This is a genomic window from Streptosporangium sp. NPDC050284 (genome assembly GCF_044459525.1).
Taxonomy (GTDB): Bacteria; Actinomycetota; Actinomycetes; order Streptosporangiales; family Streptosporangiaceae; genus Streptosporangium.
On the sequence record NZ_JBITIZ010000009.1, the window covers coordinates 139,109 to 153,215 of the forward strand.

Consider the following 14,107-nt stretch of genomic DNA (forward strand, 5'->3'; position numbering starts at 1 on the left):
AGCAGGGACGGGTCGTGAAAGTCAGTGAACGCCGCCGCCGCGAGGTGATCGACGCGTTGCGGCGCGGGACCGTCCCCTCCGCCGGGCTCGACCTGCTCGCCGTCGGCCTCGACCGTTTCACCGGCGCGCTGGACGCCGAACTGGACACGGCGGCCCAGGGGAGTGCGGTCTTCAAGGCGGTCAGGGGCGAGTACGGCTCAGGTAAGACGTTCTTCGCCCGGTGGCTCGCCGAGCGGGCCAAGCGGCACGGCATGGCCGTCGCCGAGGTGCAGATCTCCGAGACCGAGACGCCGCTGCACCGGCTGGAGACGGTCTACCGGCGGCTCTGCGAGAACCTGTCCACCGCGGAATTCCCGCCCAGCGCGCTGCGCTCGGTCGTCGACGCGTGGATGTTCACCCTGGAGGAGGACGCGCTGTCGGCCGGGGTCTCCGAGACCGATGCCGAGGCGCTGGACCGGGCGGTCGAGACGCTGCTGGAAAAACGGCTCGCCGAGGTCAGCCGGTCGGCTCCCACCTTCGCCGCCGCGCTGCGCGGCTACCGTACGGCCGTCGCCTCGGGAGATCCGGTGACCGCCGAGGGGGTGCTCGCCTGGCTGGGGGGGCAGCCGCACGTGTCGGCGTCGGCCAAGCGCGCTGCCGGAGTACGCGGCGACCTCGACCACTTCGGCGCGCTCGGTTTCCTGCAGGGGTTGCTGACGGTCCTGCGTGACTCCGGCCATCCGGGGCTGCTGCTCGTCCTGGACGAGGTCGAGACGCTGCAGCGGGTCCGCTCCGACGTCCGCGACAAGGCGCTGAACGCGCTGCGGCAGCTCGTCGACGAGATCGACTCCGGCCGGTTTCCCGGCCTCTACGTGCTCGTCACCGGCACCCCGGCGTTCTTCGAGGGGCACCAGGGCCTGCAACGGCTGCCTCCGCTGGCCTCCCGGCTGGCCACCGACTTCACCACGGAGCCGCGCTTCGACAACCCGCGCGCCGTGCAGATCCGGCTGCCGGGCTTCACCCGCGACGGCCTGCTGGAGCTGGGGGGCAGGGTCCGCGACCTCTACGCCGCCGGGGCCTCGCCGCGCGTCCTCGACCTGGTCGACGACGGCTATGTCGCGCTGCTGGCCGAGGCGGTCGCGGGCTCGCTCGGCGGCCAGGTCGGGGTGGCGCCGAGGGTCTTCCTGAAGAAGCTCGTCGGGGACGTGCTCGACCGGGTCGACCAGTTCCCCGACTTCGACCCTCGTGAGCACTACCGGCTCACCGTGGGCTCGGGAGAGCTCAACGAGATCGAACGCAACGCGCTCTCGGTCGACGACGTCGCACTGGACCTTCCATGACCCTGGGCGAGTCGGGTGCTCGTCCTGCCGGACGTTCGCTGGGTGCGGGCGACCTGCATCCGGTCGTCCTGCATCACATCGTCAACACCCTGGGATGGCCGGGGCTGCGGCCGTTGCAGGAGGCGGCCGTCGAACCGGTGCTCACCGGATCCGATGCCCTGCTGCTGGCACCCACCGCCGGAGGCAAGACCGAGGCGGCGATGTTCCCGCTGCTCAGCCGGATGGCCTCGGACAACTGGCGAGGGCTCTCACTGCTCTACGTCTGCCCGATCAAGGCACTGCTCAACAACCTTCTCCCTCGCCTGGAGAACTACGCGAGCTGGACCGGTCGGCGCGCGGCGCTCTGGCACGGTGACGTCTCGACCAGCCGACGAAGGAAGATCCTGCGCGATCCGCCGGACATCCTGCTCACCACACCCGAGTCGATCGAGTCGATGCTGGTCAGCGTGAACGTGGACCACCGTCAGCTCTTCGAGCATCTCCGGACGATCGTGGTGGACGAGGTCCACGCGTTCGCGGGCGACGACCGTGGCTGGCACCTGCTTGCCGTACTGGAGCGCCTCACCCACCTGACCGGCCGCTCCATCCAGCGGGTCGGCCTGTCGGCGACCGTGGGGAACCCGGCCGAGCTGCTCCACTGGCTGCAGGGATCGGGGGCAGGGGCCAGGCCAGGGGAGGTCGTGGCGCCGGAGGCGGGAGGTTCGTCCTCACCGGGGCATCGATCGCCTGAGGAGTCGGCGAACCCGTCCTCGCCGGGACACGGGGTCCCGGATCCCCCGTCCATGCCCATCCGTACGATCTCGGAGCCGGCGGCCGTCCCCGTGCGAGTGCCGCCAGGGGACATCCAGCTTGACTACGTCGGGTCGGTGTCCAACGCCGCGGCGCTTCTCGCCGCGCTGCACCGCGGCGAGAAGCGGCTGGTCTTCTGCGACTCCAGACGCCTGGTCGAGGAACTCGGCCACGCGCTGCGCTCCCGCGACGTCACCACCTTCCTGTCCCACGCCTCGCTGTCGGCGGACGAGCGCCGCCAGTCCGAGCAGGCGTTCGCCGAGGCACGCGACTGCGTCATCGTCGCCACCTCCACGCTGGAACTTGGCATCGATGTCGGAGACCTCGACCGGGTCGTCCAGATCAACGCGCCGTCCACGGTCGCCTCGTTCCTGCAGCGGATCGGCCGCACCGGCCGCAGGCCGGGAACGGAACGCAACTGCCTGTTCCTCGCGCTGGACGAGGAGTCCCTGCTCCAGGCCGCCGGGCTCCTGCAGCTGTGGGGTGAGGGATTCGTCGAACCGGTCACCCCGCCGCCCGAGCCCCGGCACATCGTCGCCCAGCAGATCCTTGCCCTTTGCCTGCAGGAACACCGGGTCGGCGACCGTACCTGGCAGGAGTGGTGGAACGGCCTCGGCCCGTTCGGTCCGTCGGCGACCGTGATCCTCAGGCATCTGATCGGCCACGGCTACCTCGACGAGGACGGCGGCATGCTCTTCATCGGCCCCGAAGCCGAACGGCGCTTCGGCCGTCGCCACTTCATGGACATGACCGCGGTCTTCACCTCGGCTCCCGAGTTCACCGTGTTGTCCGGACGCAAGGAGATCGGCCGGACCGACCCGGCGCTGCTCACCGAGGAGATCGAGGGGCCACGCCTGCTGCTGCTCGCCGGACGCATCTGGCGGGTCACCTACATCGACTGGTTGCGGCGGCGCTGCTTCGTCGAGGCGGCGGACGGACGAGGCAAGGCCCGCTGGGGCGGGGGTGGCTACGGAGGCATGTCCCACGCGCTCTCCCAGGCCATGCGCGCGGTCCTGCTCGGGGCCGACCCGCCCGTACGACTCAGCAGGCGGGCGGTCGAGCGGCTTGCCGTGCTGCGGGAGGACGCCGTCGAATCCGTTCACCCGGCGGGGACGGTCATCACCCGCGATCCCGCGACGGATGACGTGCGCTGGTGGACCTGGGCCGGTTTCCGGGCCAACGCCACACTGGCCGCGACCCTCGACGGCATTGTGGTGCCCGGCCAGCGCGTCGACGAGGCGTCCATCCGGCTCAGGAGCGATCTCACCCACCAGATGTGGAGGGCGGGAACCACCGACGCCGCCGAGCGGCTCTGCCTTCCCGACGTGGACGAGAAGGCCCTGCACGGTCTCAAGTTCAGCGTGGCGCTCCCCGAACGCCTGGCCGTCGCCACCCTGGCCGCCCGCCTCGCCGACCTCGACGGCGCCGCCGCCACCCTCGGCAACCCTGTCCGCTGGTCGGTCTCCTCGTGAGCCGTCACCTCCTTCTCCTGTCCGGCCATCCACTGCAGTCCCGCGCGCAGGTGCGGATGCCTTCGATCTGCGGGGGAGTCTCGGTGATCGAAGGCATCCGCGTCTCCTACGACGAGGTCGCCGCGTTGCTCTGAGACGGAGTCCCACCGGAGCGAATCTCCGACTACTACCTGAGCGTCACCGCCCGGACGGCCCTGGATGCCGCCGACTACTGAGGATGAAGTCTCGGCGTAACGGTGTGCTTGGGACCGATTCGGGTGCGTTGTCCGCGTGGATGTAGACCTGAAGGTATGAGATACGCGGACAGAAGCGGGGGCTTGTCCGCCCGGGCTCGGTCGCAGCGTGAGGAGCTGCGGTTTCGGGCCGCGGACATGTTCGCCGGAGGAATGGGTGCGCCGCGGGTGGCCCAGCTGCTGGGCATCACCCGCAAATCGGCGTGTGAGTGGCGCCGGGCCTGGCTGGCAGGCGGCAAGGCCGCCCTGGTCTCCCAAGGACCCAGCAGCAGATGCCGGCTGAGCGATGAGCAGCTGGATCGGCTGGAGGCGGAACTGGGAGGTGGTGCGGCCGCCTACGGCTGGGCCGATCAGCGCTGGACCCTGGCCCGGGTCAGGCTGCTGATCAAGGAGCTGTTCGGGGTGTCTTACACGGTGCGCGGGGTGGGATACCTGCTGAGGCGGCTGGAGTACTCGCCGCAGGTGCCGGCGCATCGCGCGCTGGAGCGCGATGAGGAGCAGATCGCCGGGTGGGCGCAGCGGGGGTGGGCGAATATAAAAGCGTCGCGGTGGCCTGGGGCGCCTGGGTCGTCTTCGTCGATGAGGCCGGGCGGAATCTGAGGCCGCCCAAGGGCCGTACCTGGGCGCTGCGGGGGCAGACCCCGATCTTGGGGGTGCCGGGCACCGGGTCGGGCAGGGGGTCGATCGCCGGGCTGGTCTGCCTCAAGCAGAGCAGGCGTACGAGGCTGATCTATCGGACGATCACCTACCATCGCCGTAAGGCAGAGCCGAAGGGGTTCGGGCCGGGGGATCTGACCGCCCTGCTGAGCGCGGCGCACCAGCAACTGGGCGGGCCGATCGTGGTCGTCTGGGACGGGCTGCCCGCGCACGTCTGCACCGCGACGCGGGCGTTCATCGACGCGCACACCGACTGGCTGCTGGTCTACCGGTTCCCCGCTTACGCACCTGAGCTCAACCCCGCCGAGGGGGTATGGGCCTGCCTGCGCGACAAGCTGCTCAACCTCGCCGTCGACGGCATCGACCAGCTCACCCTCGTCATCCGCAGCAAACTGAAACAGATGCAGTACCAGCCGACGCTACTGGACGGCTTCGTCGCCGAGACCGGACTGGCCCTCCAACCGCCATAACGCCCAGCATTCATCCTCAGTAAGGCTTCTTAAGCGTTCGCGGATTATCGTCGGCACGAAAGGGCTCATCGGCGGTGAACCGGTTAAATGAAACCCCGGACTCCAGTGCCCGGGTGAGCATGGCCGTGACCAGCTGCCGCTTCATGGCGAACGGCATCCGGCCTGCCGATGACAGCGTCTTCCGTCCCGGTCGTTTCGGTGATCGGCGAAAGTCAAGCCGAGAGTTGGAAACGCCTTGTCATTCCTATCGAAAGTGGTTCATAAGTGCTCGCCACGATGCTGTCCCGGTACGACGAATTCGTCGTACCGGTACGGACACGGAGCACGATCTCGATCGAGGAACCCGCCCGCGCCGATGAAGCGGCATGGTAGGCAGCACACCGAGTCCGACCACACAGACTCCGCCGGATGGATCGGCAGTTACGGAGACCGCCGCAGTCTCGGTGGAGGTCCTCCCCAACAAAAGGAGAAAAGCAGTGGAACTCGACATCAACTCTCTGGACATGCTTCCCAGCAAGATGGAAGCCGCTCTGTATCCCTGCAAAATCACCTGCGTTACTCTCGTCTCCCTGGTCACGCTCACCCTCGACTGATGTTCACCGCAGGAGCGGCCGGATCGGGCGCTCGCGGTAGGTGAGTGGTCGAAGGCGCGTCGCCTCGGCCGCGGAGGCATTCGTCGCGGGTAGGCGGCGGCCGGGGCGACGCGCAGTGAACACCTGACCTTCGACGTCCTGCACCGATGAGGGGCGCGGGGCTGAATCGGAAGGCGTACACGGTGCAGGCCGGTTCGGCTTCGGGTCGCGATCGGTCCGATTCCGCCGCGGCCGTGCCTGGGCGGCCTGAGAGCCGATGTCCGGCTCTCGCCCCGGGGTGCCTGTACGGTCCGGCCCGCGGAGTTAGTCGCCGGTGAAGTTGGGTTGGCGTCCTTCTTGGATCGAGGCGAAGCCTTCGCGGAGGTCCTGGGTGCCGAACATAAGTTGGTAGCCCCGGCGTTCCAGGGCGATGCCGGCTTCGAAGGAGGTGTCCAGGCCGAGGCGTACGACCTCCTTGATCTGCCGTACGGCCAGGCGCGGGCAGGCGGCGATCAGCGCGGCCAGTTCCACGGCCCGGTCGATGGCGTTTCCTTCCACCACCTCGGAGACGTAGCCGAGCCGGTACGCGTCGGCCGCGCTCAGGGGGGCTCCGGTGAGGAGGGCGTACATCGCGTTCTGCCGTCCGATGGTGCGGGGCAGGCGCTGGGTCGCGCCGCCGCCGGGTACCAGACCGATGGTGATCTCGGTCTGCGCGAAGCGCGCGTTCTCCGCCGCGATGACGAAGTCGCACTGCAGGATGAACTCGTTGCCACCGCCGAACGCGTCTCCGTTCACGGCGGCGATCACCGGCTTTCCGCTGTACCAGAACGCCTGGTGGGTGTAGGCGCGGATCGCGCCCACCACGTCGCGGCCGGCCTGTTCGCTCAGGTCGGCGCCGACGGCGAAGACGGTGTCGCCACCAGTCAGGACGATCGCGCCGATGTCGTCGTCCTTGTTGAGGGTGTCGACGGCGGCGGCGAGCAGCTCACGTACCTCGGTGTTGAGCGCGTTCCGCACCTCCGGCCGGTTGAGCCGGACGACCGCGACACCGTCGCGGGGCTTTTCGATCTCGACAACTGCCATGGTGGCCTTTCTGCCGGCCCGATCACGGGCGGAGGGATGTCAGTGGTGGGACTCGAAGGTGTCCATGTTCGGGTTGTTCTTAAGCTTTCCGAAGATCTCGGAGCCGTCATTGATCCAGTGCGGGGCCCCGGGGGTGCCGGTCGCGCCGTCGAAATCGGCGACGCCGATGAAGCAGATCATGAACCAGATCAGTTCCGCCGCGAACATTTCCGGGTGCTCGCGCGGGATCCGCCCGCCGACCCGCCGGGTCCACTCGACCATGGCCGTCTCCAGGTCGATCCGGAAGCCCAACGTGGTGTCGGGGATGTCCGTGTCGTGGAAGGTCACCAGAAGCCAGTCCTTGCCCTCCTCCGCCGCGTACGTCACCCCTTCGAAGGTGAACGCGGGCCAGAAGGGCCGGTCGTGGAGGTACTCGTCCGCGGTCGGCGGGTGCGAGGTACGGCGGTTGGTGCGGTAGCGGTCGCTCAGCAGCGACCACATGTTGTCCCGGATCACCCCGAACAGCGCGGTGTCCTCGGCGCGGCCGCCGTCATGTGCGTGCCTCGTGCCGTCCCCGGCGGGATTGCCGTTCACGTTGCGTACGCTCCCTGGCTCGTCATTCCTTCGGACTGGATACGCGCCTTCATCCGCATCACCGCACGCGGCGCGTTGACCCCGGCCGCGGCGACGACCCGGCCCTCCCGGAAGTAGGTCACGAACGGGTGCCCGCCCGCCCCGGCCGTCTCGACATGGACCTCGTCGTGACCGCGCGCGTGGCCGACCATCTGGTACTTGAGCCCGTACTGGTCGGACCAGAAGTACGGCACGTCCGCGAACGCCGGAGGTTCCCGGCCCTCCTGCCCGGCCTGCCAGCTCTCGACGGCGTGCCGCGCCTGGGCCGACGCGTTGCTCCAGTGCTCGACCCGCATCCGGCGCCCGAACAGGGGGTGCCTCCAGTTGGCGACGTCCCCGGCCGCGAAGATGTTCGGCCGCGCGGTGCGCAGGGCCTCGTCGCAGCCGAGGCCGTCGGAGAGGTCGAGCCCGCCGCCGTTCAGCCAGTCGCAGGCGGTCACCGCGCCGAGCCCGAGGACGACCAGGTCGGCCGTGGTCTCCTCGCCGTCGTCGAAGGTCAGGACGACCGGGCCGTCCGGCCCTGCCGCCGACAGGCCGGTGACGGTCGTCAGCAGCCGCGTCGTGACACCGTGGGCGTGGTGCTGGTCCAGGCAGAACCGCCCCAGCTCGGCGTCGAACACGGGCTCCATCGGCAGCCGCCCCTGCACGACCAGCTCCACCGGCAGTCCGCAGGACCGCAGCGACGCGGCCATCTCACTGCCGACCAGGCCCGCGCCGACGACCACCGTGCGCGGCCGCCCGGCCAGCCGCTCCCTGATCCGCTCGGCGTCGGCGAGGGTTCGCAGGCAGTGGACCCCCGGCAGTCCCGCGAACCCCTGTGGTACGCGGGCGCGCATCCCGGTGCAGACGAACAGGGCGTCGAAGGGGATCCATTCGCCGTCGGACAGTTCCGCTCCGGCCTCCGTCTCACGGGTGACCAGTACCCGGTCCGCGTCCGGATCGAGCCGCGCGCACACCGCGCGGTCCGCGATCCGCAGCCGCAGGCCGTACTCCTTGGGGGCCGGCAGGCGGATCCCGTCGCTGGTGACCTTGCCCTGGATGAGTTCTTTGGACAGGGCGGGTTTGGAGTACGGGGCTGTGCCTTCGAGGCCGCGTACCCAGACGACTTCGCCGGTGAAGCCGCGCCGGTTGAGTTCGGTGACCACGGTGTGGCCGGCGAGCGAGCCGCCGGCCACCACGATGGTCTTCGAGGTGTTGCCCACCACGATCGCTCATTCCTCCAGGGTCAGGGCGAGGACCGGGCAGGAGGTGACCGACTGCCGGACCCGGGCGTGGACGGCCGGGTCGTCGGGGATCTCGTCCACGATGTGCAGCGTCAGGTCGTCGTCGATGTCGAAGACCTCGGGGGCGATGCCCATGCACACGCCGTTGCCATCGCACAGGTTGCGGTCAACAGTGAGTTTCATGTCGTGTCCTCACACAAGGGGTGGTCTCGCCGTTCAGAGGGCGGGCGAGGGCTTGAGGGCGCTGTCGGCCAGGTCCACGTAGTCCTGGTAGCGCTTCAGCAGCCACTGGTTGAACTGGAGGAGCGACTCCTCCTGGTAGGAGTAGCGGCCCGGACGGCGGAAGCGGGAGCGCATGCCCTTCTGCAGGGAGGCGTCCGAGCTGGCGTCCTGCTGGTGGAAGAGGACGAGACCATCCTGAGCGATCTTGTAGAGCTGCTCGAAGCGGGGGTGCTTGGTGGACTCCTCCGGATACAGGTGGCCGATGCGCAGGTTCATGTGCTCGGGCCCGTCCGGCAGGACGAGGTAGTAGAACAGGCCCTCCGGCACCGCCCCGAAGCCCAGGTTCGGCGGGATCGAGGCGAACATGACCTGGTTGCGTTCCTTCTCGGTGAGCGTCGGGATCACCGGGAGCAGGGCCTTGGCGGTCGGGTTGAAGCCGGCGTCGGCGTGATAGAAGCCGGTCGGGTGGTAGATCGCGCCCTCGTCGGGACTGATGTCGACGAAGCTGGTCAGCCTGACGTGTGCGAAGTCGTGCAGCATGCCGTGGAGATAGGCGCTGTGGTACGGCTCGATGCCGTTCTCCAACTGGGACTTCCAGTTCCAGTTGTTACCGCGCAGCTCGGCCACCGGCATGCTCACCATCTCGCCGATGTGGTAGTTCTCCAGCTCGGCGGTCAGCTTGGTGAGCGTGGGCGCGAGCGGCTTCGCGTCCGGGTCGAGGTTGGTGAAGACGAAGCCGTTCCAGATCTCGACCCGGTGCGAGGGCAGGTATGCCTCTCCCTTCAGGTTCTTGAGGCCGATGGTGTCGTTCATGGACGGCGCCGCGATGAGGTTGCCGTCCAGCCCGTAGGTCCAGGCGTGGAAGGGGCAGCGGAAGAGTTTGCCGGTGTTCCCCGACCCCTCGCACACCAGGTGGGCCCGGTGCGCGCAGATCGGACTGAGCACCCGGATCTCCATGTCCTTGCCGCGGACCATCATCAGGGGTTCGTCGCCCATGTCGACGCGCACGAAGTCGCCGGGCTTGGGGATCTCGTCGACGCGGCCGAGGCACAGCCACTGCCGCATGAAGATGGCCTCCTGCTCGAAGGCGTAGAACTCCGGATCGACATAGCACTCGCGGGGAAGGTTCCATCCGGTGGCCATGTCGCGGGAGCCCTCTTCGATGACCTTGAGGATCTGCCGGAGATGCGTTGAAACGGGCGCCTGACCCATGATGATGGTGCTCCTTAGGACTTCTGCGATATGTGTGGGATGACGCCGGGCGTGGGAGTCACACCGTGCTCTCGGTGCTCTCCTGAGCGTCAGGGCTTTCGGTGGCCTGGGTGGCCGGTGTGCTCTTGCGGACCAGCAGATGGTTGAAGAGCAGGTTGAGCAGCAACGCCACCAGCACGGTGGCCGTGATGGCGCTGCCGAGGATGAACTGCGCGTCCTGGTGGAAGTTCTGGTAGATGGCGGGCACCACGACCGGCAGCATGCCGACGCCGAGAGCGACGGCGACGATGAGCAGGTTCTGGTTTCCCTCGAAGTCGACCTTCTGCAGCATCTGGATGCCCACGGCCGCCGTCATCGCGAACATCACCAGGCCGGCGCCGCCGATCACGGGACCGGGCAGGCTGGCGACGACCTCGCCGAGCTTGGGAATGGCTCCCATGATCACCAGCAGGATGCCGGTGACCGTGATGACGTAACGGCTTTTAATCTTGGTCAGGCTGATCAGCCCGACGTTCTGCCCGAACGTGGAGTCCGGCACGGAGTTCATGAACCCGGCGAGTATGGCGGCGAGGCCGTCGGTGGCCAGGCCCCGGGCCATGTCCTTGTCGGTGACCTTCTTGCCGACGGCGTCGCCGATGGCGAGAACGCACGCGGTCATCTCGCTGAAGACCACGATCATGGCCACGCACATCGCGATGATCGGGACGACCCGGAATTCCGGCGCGCCGAAATGCAGTGGCGTGGAGAAGCCGAACCATTTGGCGCCGGCCACGGACGAGAAGTCGCCAAGGCCCATGAACCAGGCGATCACCGCCCCGATAACGAGGCCGAAGAGCACCGAGACGTTGCGGGCGAACCCCTTGAACAGGCGGTTCACCAGCACGATGATCACCACGACGGTGAAGGCCAGCAGGATGTACCGCACGCTCGCGTAGTCCGCCGCGGCCGGATCGGAGCCGATGATCAGATCGGCGCTGACCTTGATCAGCGAGAGTCCGATGATCGTGATCACACAGCCGGTGACCAGGCTCGGGAAGAACCTCAGCACCCTGGAGAACGGCCGGGCGATCAGGACGCCGAAGACGCCGGCCACGATCATCGAGCCGTACATGGTCGGCAGGCCGTACTCGGAGCCGATCAGGATCATCGGGGTGAGGAAGGTGAACGAGGCGCCCGCGACCACCGGCATCCGGATACCGAAGAAGCGGGTCAGGCCGACGCTTTGGATGATGGTGGCGATTCCGGCCACCAGCAGGTCGGCGTTGACGATCAATGCGATGGTGTGCGTGTCGAGTTTCAGCACCGCGCCGAGCACGAGTGGAACGGCCACGCAGCCCGCGTACATGATCAACATGTGTTGCAGGCCGAAGAAGAACAACTGGGGGACGGGCAGGACTTCGTCTACCGGGTGGCGATTCGAAGCCGCTGGCTTGGGTGCGCGGACGGTAGGTGACACGGCGGTCTCCTGGGCACTGAGTGGAACGAGCCCTGGTCCCTCCGGCGGCGTCGACAAGGCCAAGATCCGGAGCTATGGGCATGCGTGAGCAGGAATCCTTGCTGCTCCGACGATCGAGGTCACCCGTCGAAGAGCCGGTTCAGTGAGTATCCGGTAGTGCGGTATATGGAGATTAAGGGCGACCCATATCACTGTCAACGACTTGTTTTCCTGCGGATCGTTTCTTAGGATCCTGGATACCGTATCCCCGATTCGATCCTTTGAGCGGAGACATAGTGCAGCCGACCGCCCGGCGGATAGGCCTGATCACCCCGTCTTCCAACACCGTTGTGGAGCCCGTGACCGGCGAACTGCTGACCTTTCGGCAGGACGTCTCGGTCCACTTCACCCGGCTCCGGGTGACGAGCATCAGCCTCGATCCCGCCGACACCGGCCAGTTCGGCCAGGACTCCTTCACCGACGCCGCACGCCTTCTCGGCGACGCCCGCGTCGACGTCGTTGCCTGGAACGGCACCTCGGGCTCGTGGCTCGGTCCCGGCCGGGACGAACGCCTGTGCCGTGCCATGGAGCAGGTCACGGACACTCCCGCGACGACCTCGACGCTGGCCGTCCTGGAGGCGCTGCGGACCTTCGAGGTCCGGCGGCTGGGCCTGCTCACGCCGTACACGCGGGACGTCGGCGACGCCATCGCCGCGCACTACGCGGACCAAGGCTTCCCCGTGCACGCGGCCCGCCACTTCGGCCGTACCACCAACTACGACTTCGCGCTGACCACGAACGCGGAACTGGACGGGGCCTTCGGCGAACTCGCCGCCGCGGACTGCGACGCCGTCGCGGTGGTGTGCACCAACCTGCGCGCCGCCCACCTGGCCGCGGGCTGGGAGAGCCGGACCGGCGTCCTGGTGGTCGACAGTGTCGCGGCGACCCTGTGGCAGACCCTCGGACTGGCCGGGGACACCACACCGATCACCGGGTACGGCCGGCTGCTCGCCGGCCCGCCCGCAGCCTCCAGGCAGAGATGAGGAACGCCATGGCCAAGGAAATCAAGATCCTTATCGGGGTCGACGTCGACGCCGTCGCCGGCTGGCTCGGCTCCTACGGCGGTGAGGACTCGCCGAACGACATCCAGCGCGGGGTGTTCGCCGGCGAGGTCGGCACCCCGCGGCTGCTCCAGCTCTTCGAACGGTACGACCTGCGGACCACCTGGTTCATCCCGGGCCACTCCATCGAGACCTTCCCCACCGAGATGGCGGCCGTCGCCGACGCGGGGCACGAGATCGGGGCGCACGGCTACTCCCACGAGAACCCCATCGACATGTCCCCGGAGCAGGAACGGGACGTGCTCGGCCGCTGCGTCGAGCTGATCCGGCGCCTGTGGGGACGCCCGCCGCGCGGCTACGTCGCCCCCTGGTGGGAGATGAGCCACGACACCCCGGCGCTCCTCAAGGAGTACGGCTTCTCCTACGGCCACTCGCAGAACTACAACGACTTCCACCCCTTCTACGCCCGGGTGGGCGACGAATGGACGAAGATCGACTACAACCGCCGGGCCGAGGACTGGATGAAGCCCCTCCAGCACGGCACCGAGGTGGACCTCGTGGAGTTCTGCGGCAACTGGTACGTCGACGACCTGCCGCCGATGATGTTCGTCAAGAAGTCCCCCAACAGCCACGGCTTCGTCAGCCCCCACGACGTCGAACAGCTGTGGCGCGACCAGTTCGACTGGGTCTACCGCGAGTTCGACTACGGGGTGTTCCCCGTGACGCTGCACCCCGACGTGTCCGGGCGGCCCCAGGTGCTGCTGATGCTGGAACGGCTCTTCGAGAGCTGGCTCGACCTGCCCGGTGTCGAGTTCACCACCTTCGACGCGGCGGCCGACGACTTCCGGCGGCGCTATCCTTTTCAGGGCACCGAGCGGCCGGCACCGGTCGGCGGCGGTTCGGGACCGAGACGGAAGACCGGGAGGACGGCCCTGTGAGCAGGCAGGCGGACGCGTCGGGCTCGTTCGACATCGACGCCGACTACAAGCCGCTCAGGGACCGCGTCCGCGACGAGCTGCGCCAGCGCATCATCGACGACGTGTACCCAGCCGGCACGCGGCTCGTCGAGACCGAGATCGCGGCCCAGCTCGGGGTCTCCCGGCTGCCGGTGCGCGAGGCGATCCGGGCGCTGGAGAGCGAAGGGTTCGTCAGGACGGTTCCCCGCCGCGGCGCGGTCGTCGTGGAGCTTTCGGCGCAGGACGTCGAGGAGCTGTTCGACGTGCGCGAGACGCTGGAGGTCCTGGCCAGCCAGCAGGCCGCGACCCGGGCCACCAAGACCGAGCTGCGGCGGGTACGGGGCATACTCGCCCGTGGCCGCAAGGCGCTCGACGCCGGGGACCGGGTCGCGCTCGGCAAGGCCAACGAGGCGTTTCACGACGAGATCCTGAAACTGTCGCACAACAGTCTGCTCCAGACCGTGCTGGAGCCCCTGCAGGGGCGCCTGCACTGGCTGCTGCGGCAGACCGGCGACCCGCACGACCTGTTCGAGGAGCATTCCGCGTGGTTCGAGGCGATCGCCTCGGGCTCGGCCGATCTCGCCGCCGAGCATGCGCGCAGACACGCCCGGCTGAACCGCGAGATCGTACGGACGCTCCTGGCCGAGCGGCAGCACCAGGCTCCGCCGGCCTAGAAAGCCCCCGCGACCTCCGCAGCGCTCCGGCGAGCGCTACCTGAGCCTCGCCACGTACCGCGAGTCCCCGTCGCGTCCCCACCCGGCATGTCGCCTCGCGATGCCGTGATCTCTTTT

Annotated in this window: 15 protein-coding genes; 9 read left to right on the top strand and 6 right to left on the bottom strand. The window is 68.4% G+C overall.

Going from position 1 to position 14,107, the window contains the following annotated elements; translation table 11 throughout:
* Positions 1 to 14: 14 nt before the first annotated feature.
* The 6 genes from brxD to ACIBH4_RS21895 all read left to right on the top strand — a co-directional run bounded on the left by brxD (position 15) and on the right by ACIBH4_RS21895 (position 5,533).
* Positions 15 to 1,319 (top strand): BREX system ATP-binding protein BrxD, encoded by a 1,305-nt coding sequence (gene brxD, locus ACIBH4_RS21870; RefSeq protein ID WP_362767520.1) that lies wholly within the window; start codon positions 15 to 17, stop codon positions 1,317 to 1,319.
* Positions 1,316 to 3,580: a DEAD/DEAH box helicase gene (locus ACIBH4_RS21875; protein ID WP_362767518.1), complete on the top strand. Its 2,265-nt coding sequence runs from the start codon at positions 1,316 to 1,318 to the stop codon at positions 3,578 to 3,580. The genes brxD and ACIBH4_RS21875 overlap by 4 nt, the downstream gene beginning before the upstream one ends.
* Positions 3,577 to 3,714, top strand: coding sequence for a hypothetical protein (locus ACIBH4_RS21880; RefSeq protein ID WP_362767516.1), 138 nt, complete (start codon positions 3,577 to 3,579; stop codon positions 3,712 to 3,714). Before ACIBH4_RS21875 ends, ACIBH4_RS21880 begins: the two co-directional genes overlap by 4 nt.
* Before the next feature lie 183 nt (positions 3,715 to 3,897).
* Positions 3,898 to 4,413: a transposase gene (locus ACIBH4_RS21885; RefSeq protein ID WP_399172681.1), complete on the top strand. Its 516-nt coding sequence runs from the start codon at positions 3,898 to 3,900 to the stop codon at positions 4,411 to 4,413.
* Positions 4,362 to 4,940: a transposase gene (locus ACIBH4_RS21890; RefSeq protein ID WP_399172683.1), complete on the top strand. Its 579-nt coding sequence runs from the start codon at positions 4,362 to 4,364 to the stop codon at positions 4,938 to 4,940. Before ACIBH4_RS21885 ends, ACIBH4_RS21890 begins: the two co-directional genes overlap by 52 nt.
* A gap of 476 nt (positions 4,941 to 5,416) precedes the next feature.
* Positions 5,417 to 5,533, top strand: a complete 117-nt coding sequence (locus ACIBH4_RS21895) for an ALQxL family class IV lanthipeptide (RefSeq protein ID WP_362770280.1) — start codon at positions 5,417 to 5,419, stop codon at positions 5,531 to 5,533.
* Between the two features lie 303 nt (positions 5,534 to 5,836).
* On the opposite strand, the gene ACIBH4_RS21900 is transcribed toward ACIBH4_RS21895, so the two are convergent.
* Genes ACIBH4_RS21900 through ACIBH4_RS21925 form a run of 6 tightly spaced genes read right to left on the bottom strand, consistent with a single transcriptional unit; the run spans position 5,837 to position 11,320 of the window.
* The gene (locus tag ACIBH4_RS21900; RefSeq protein ID WP_362517028.1) at positions 5,837 to 6,595 is read right to left on the bottom strand and encodes an enoyl-CoA hydratase-related protein; all 759 of its coding nucleotides are present in this window, start codon (positions 6,593 to 6,595) and stop codon (positions 5,837 to 5,839) included.
* Between the two features lie 39 nt (positions 6,596 to 6,634).
* Positions 6,635 to 7,168, bottom strand: a complete 534-nt coding sequence (locus ACIBH4_RS21905; RefSeq protein ID WP_362770282.1) for a hypothetical protein — start codon at positions 7,166 to 7,168, stop codon at positions 6,635 to 6,637.
* Positions 7,165 to 8,412, bottom strand: coding sequence for an FAD-dependent oxidoreductase (locus ACIBH4_RS21910; protein ID WP_362517022.1), 1,248 nt, complete (start codon positions 8,410 to 8,412; stop codon positions 7,165 to 7,167). Before ACIBH4_RS21910 ends, ACIBH4_RS21905 begins: the two co-directional genes overlap by 4 nt.
* Positions 8,413 to 8,418: 6 nt before the next feature.
* On the bottom strand, positions 8,419 to 8,613 hold the full coding sequence (locus tag ACIBH4_RS21915; protein WP_362517019.1) for a ferredoxin: 195 nt from the start codon (positions 8,611 to 8,613) through the stop codon (positions 8,419 to 8,421).
* Between the two features lie 33 nt (positions 8,614 to 8,646).
* On the bottom strand, positions 8,647 to 9,864 hold the full coding sequence (locus tag ACIBH4_RS21920) for an aromatic ring-hydroxylating dioxygenase subunit alpha (protein ID WP_362517016.1): 1,218 nt from the start codon (positions 9,862 to 9,864) through the stop codon (positions 8,647 to 8,649).
* Between the two features lie 58 nt (positions 9,865 to 9,922).
* A complete protein-coding gene (locus ACIBH4_RS21925) occupies positions 9,923 to 11,320 on the bottom strand; it encodes a nucleobase:cation symporter-2 family protein (protein WP_362770284.1) in 1,398 nt (465 codons plus the stop codon).
* Between the two features lie 275 nt (positions 11,321 to 11,595).
* Here ACIBH4_RS21925 and ACIBH4_RS21930 point away from each other — a divergent pair, with 275 nt between their 5' ends.
* From ACIBH4_RS21930 to ACIBH4_RS21940, 3 genes are read left to right on the top strand one after another with little or no spacing between them, the layout of a single operon-like run.
* Entirely contained in the window at positions 11,596 to 12,342 is a 747-nt protein-coding gene (locus tag ACIBH4_RS21930; RefSeq protein ID WP_399172686.1) for an aspartate/glutamate racemase family protein, read from the top strand.
* Between the two features lie 8 nt (positions 12,343 to 12,350).
* Positions 12,351 to 13,298 carry a polysaccharide deacetylase gene (locus tag ACIBH4_RS21935; RefSeq protein WP_362517006.1) on the top strand — a complete coding sequence of 316 codons (948 nt, stop codon included), beginning with the start codon at positions 12,351 to 12,353 and terminating at the stop codon, positions 13,296 to 13,298.
* Positions 13,295 to 13,990, top strand: coding sequence for a GntR family transcriptional regulator (locus ACIBH4_RS21940; RefSeq protein ID WP_362517003.1), 696 nt, complete (start codon positions 13,295 to 13,297; stop codon positions 13,988 to 13,990). The genes ACIBH4_RS21935 and ACIBH4_RS21940 overlap by 4 nt, the downstream gene beginning before the upstream one ends.
* Positions 13,991 to 14,107 lie beyond the last annotated feature (117 nt).

Bases quoted from the DNA above. Each gene is read 5' to 3' on its own strand.
- ACIBH4_RS21920 (WP_362517016.1), bottom strand. From the start codon at position 9,864: ATGGGTCAGGCGCCCGTTTCAACGCATCTCCGGCAGATCCTCAAGGTC.
- ACIBH4_RS21915 (WP_362517019.1), bottom strand. From the start codon at position 8,613: ATGAAACTCACTGTTGACCGCAACCTGTGCGATGGCAACGGCGTGTGC.
- ACIBH4_RS21935 (WP_362517006.1), top strand. From the start codon at position 12,351: ATGGCCAAGGAAATCAAGATCCTTATCGGGGTCGACGTCGACGCCGTC.
- ACIBH4_RS21900 (WP_362517028.1), bottom strand. From the start codon at position 6,595: ATGGCAGTTGTCGAGATCGAAAAGCCCCGCGACGGTGTCGCGGTCGTC.
- ACIBH4_RS21875 (WP_362767518.1), top strand. From the start codon at position 1,316: ATGACCCTGGGCGAGTCGGGTGCTCGTCCTGCCGGACGTTCGCTGGGT.